Raw genomic sequence first — 2,385 nt, 5'->3', positions numbered from 1 at the left:
CAGTAGACTTTGGTTTGATTGGCAATCAAGTTAGACAATTTGAATGTATTGACCCTAATGAAACTAGCACCCCAACTCCGTGGGGATATACGGTTTGCTTGTAGGCAATTTCAAGTTACCGGTAAACATCACCCCTGCCTGACAAGCCACGCCTTAATTGCTACTTGCTGTTGCTCCACTGCTTCAAGCCTGTTTAGAATATCGTGGAGTGCTGCTCCAACCGTCGAAGTGGCATTTTAGCGATCGCCTCTATGAGAGCCATCGTGGTGCAGCGGATTGCTAGAGGCTATCGATGAAGTTGTATAGACGGCAGCAACCACTGACCACGATTGTTATCCTCATTCTGGGAGGTTCTCTCAGGATGCCAACCTTTACAGCAGATTTGTATTTAAGGGAATTACCTGATCGGGTGCCAAAATACCACCGACTGTAATAACTTCCAATTTTTCTGTTTCTTGAGGATGCTGAGTCTTGACTTTGGCGATCGCCGCTTCACTTCCAGTTTCCTGAACGATGTAAATCTGTGTTTCACCTCGCAGCACCCATATCGGCTTAGACCAAGTATGTCGGGGTTGGAGTACCGCTTTATGAATAATCTGATGGCTCAACCCAATCAGGTGTTCCAAGGTGTCTTCGGAGCAAAAATCAGCAAGCTGTGGTTGAAATAATTCTCTGAGGTCCTTTGTTGGGATATGCTCTGTGACATTTGTTGAATTTAACAAAGGTGCAGAACTGGAAGAACTATCTAGGGATTGCCCAACTAAAGATTCAAGCCGACGTTGAATCTGGGTTGTAATGGAATCAAAATCTGGTTCCATCAGGATATGCCCTAAGTGTTCTCGCAACAGGCGCTTCAATTGCTCATCATCAAGAGCAACCCCGCGAGTACTGAGATACCCTGAAAGCCCCTTTCCCAGATTCCGTCCGCAACCTACTTCGCCATTAGCAGCGTCCTCTGCTTCAAGCAATTCCAGCAGGCGCTGATGACGAGCCGCTTTGTCAAAGGTGTCCTTTGGCTGGGCAGGAATCGATTGAGTCATGGGTCGTCTATCCTCAAAGTCTCGAAGTAAACGAGGTTATCGGGTTCTTCAGGATCAGGTCCGCAATTGAGCAGTCCAACTCTCAGCTTTCTATAAAATCCTAGCGCACCTGGAAGGGCATGTAATCCTATTTTGCCTTGATAACCCAGTTCGTAGCTGCGGGCGATCGCAAAGTCTACCAGATTGCCCCCAACGCCTTTGTAAGTTGGAGGGTTTGTGATGATAGGTCGATTCCAAGGGGCGGTTGCCAAAGCACTAATGTACACCAACCGTCGTCGCAACTGAAATTCAATCTGACAGCGTTTCTTTAAGACATCGAGCATCATCAGCCCTTGAGTGACACCCTCGCACTCGATCGCGTATAACTCATCACCTGGGAGTAACTTAGATCGACGGCTTTTGCCCACCCAGTTCCAATACTCATCGTCTTGACCGCTTCCTTTCAAGATTGGCTCCCAAAGTGTCTTGGCATCCTCCAGGTGTTTATCAGTCACCTCCGTCAGGATGGCATCAACGATCTGTTGATCTTGAACTTGCAGTAGTTGAATGATGCGGTTCAACGGAATAAGAAGATTCAACAATGGCTCTGATCATAAGGCGTTGAGCTTGGGATTCGCTCATCAAAAATCCTAGCGCCTCTTTTTTACCAGCTTGTCTCAACCCTCTCAACCTTCTGCCGTAGTGCCTCAATCTCCCGTTCCAGTCGCTTTAGCTCCCTACCACGGGCGACCGCCTCTTCATACTGTTCAATTTCAGAAGCCTTCAGATACTTCGATTTCTTCCCGCCGAACTACGCTTTACGGCTTCTCAACTGCCAATGAGCATTATCAGTTCTGGCAGTTCCAGAAGGCTTTGATTGAGCAATCCAGCAATTCAGTAACACATCGCCCTACCCTCTGATCTGCGCCTGCTGCGGCTTTAGAGAAGCGATTTCTTCGAGCAATGCTTGGTGTGCGTACATCTTTTGATTCGTGTGCAATTTAGAACTATTCTAGGAACTTGCACACGAATCAACAGTGGTTCTGTACTCAACGGCGAAGCTGGGCAAAAGCTTTGCTCTCCCGCTGCCTGATCCTCTCTCTCGACAGGTGAACTGTCTCTGCAACCTTGCTCAGCGGTTGCTTACAGCCGTTTACGCTAGCCAATACCCCAACGCTGTTCAATGATGTGGCGATCGCCCTCTGACAGGCATTCCAACAGTGCTCTAACTTGCTCAATGGTGTGAAAGCAGGACTACACTCTCCTCCCGGTCCTGTGCTGTCTACCTTTGCTCTGTTTAAGTGGCGGCACTTTTTGCCAGAGATCATCCTACTCAATGTGCGGTGGTATTGCCGCTAGTCCTTAA

5 protein-coding genes are annotated in these 2,385 nt (G+C 48.2%); 2 read left to right on the top strand and 3 right to left on the bottom strand.

The window, feature by feature from the left end; genetic code table 11:
• Positions 1-157: 157 nt before the first annotated feature.
• Positions 158-283: a hypothetical protein gene (locus tag H6F93_RS34455; RefSeq protein WP_277882809.1), complete on the top strand. Its 126-nt coding sequence runs from the start codon at positions 158-160 to the stop codon at positions 281-283.
• Positions 284-371: 88 nt separating this feature from the next.
• Here H6F93_RS34455 and H6F93_RS00700 read toward each other — a convergent pair whose 3' ends face one another.
• Complete coding sequence (locus H6F93_RS00700; protein ID WP_190678279.1) at positions 372-1,040, bottom strand: hypothetical protein; 669 nt, start codon at positions 1,038-1,040, stop codon at positions 372-374.
• Positions 1,037-1,618, bottom strand: a complete 582-nt coding sequence (locus H6F93_RS00695) for a GNAT family N-acetyltransferase (protein ID WP_206755689.1) — start codon at positions 1,616-1,618, stop codon at positions 1,037-1,039. Before H6F93_RS00695 ends, H6F93_RS00700 begins: the two co-directional genes overlap by 4 nt.
• A 73-nt stretch (positions 1,619-1,691) precedes the next feature.
• Here H6F93_RS00695 and H6F93_RS00690 point away from each other — a divergent pair, with 73 nt between their 5' ends.
• Complete coding sequence (locus H6F93_RS00690) at positions 1,692-1,940, top strand: hypothetical protein (RefSeq protein WP_190678275.1); 249 nt, start codon at positions 1,692-1,694, stop codon at positions 1,938-1,940.
• Positions 1,941-2,068: 128 nt separating this feature from the next.
• Here the strand turns inward: H6F93_RS00690 and H6F93_RS00685 are convergent, their stop codons facing one another.
• Positions 2,069-2,257: a sigma factor-like helix-turn-helix DNA-binding protein gene (locus H6F93_RS00685; RefSeq protein ID WP_190678273.1), complete on the bottom strand. Its 189-nt coding sequence runs from the start codon at positions 2,255-2,257 to the stop codon at positions 2,069-2,071.
• Between the last annotated feature and the right edge of the window lie 128 nt (positions 2,258-2,385).

Origin of the sequence: Leptolyngbya sp. FACHB-671 (assembly GCF_014695745.1) — a bacterium.
Taxonomy (GTDB): domain Bacteria; phylum Cyanobacteriota; class Cyanobacteriia; order Elainellales; family Elainellaceae; genus JAAUTN01.
The sequence above is the reverse complement of the archived record's forward strand: the minus strand, read 5'-3'. Positions and strand labels throughout refer to the sequence as shown.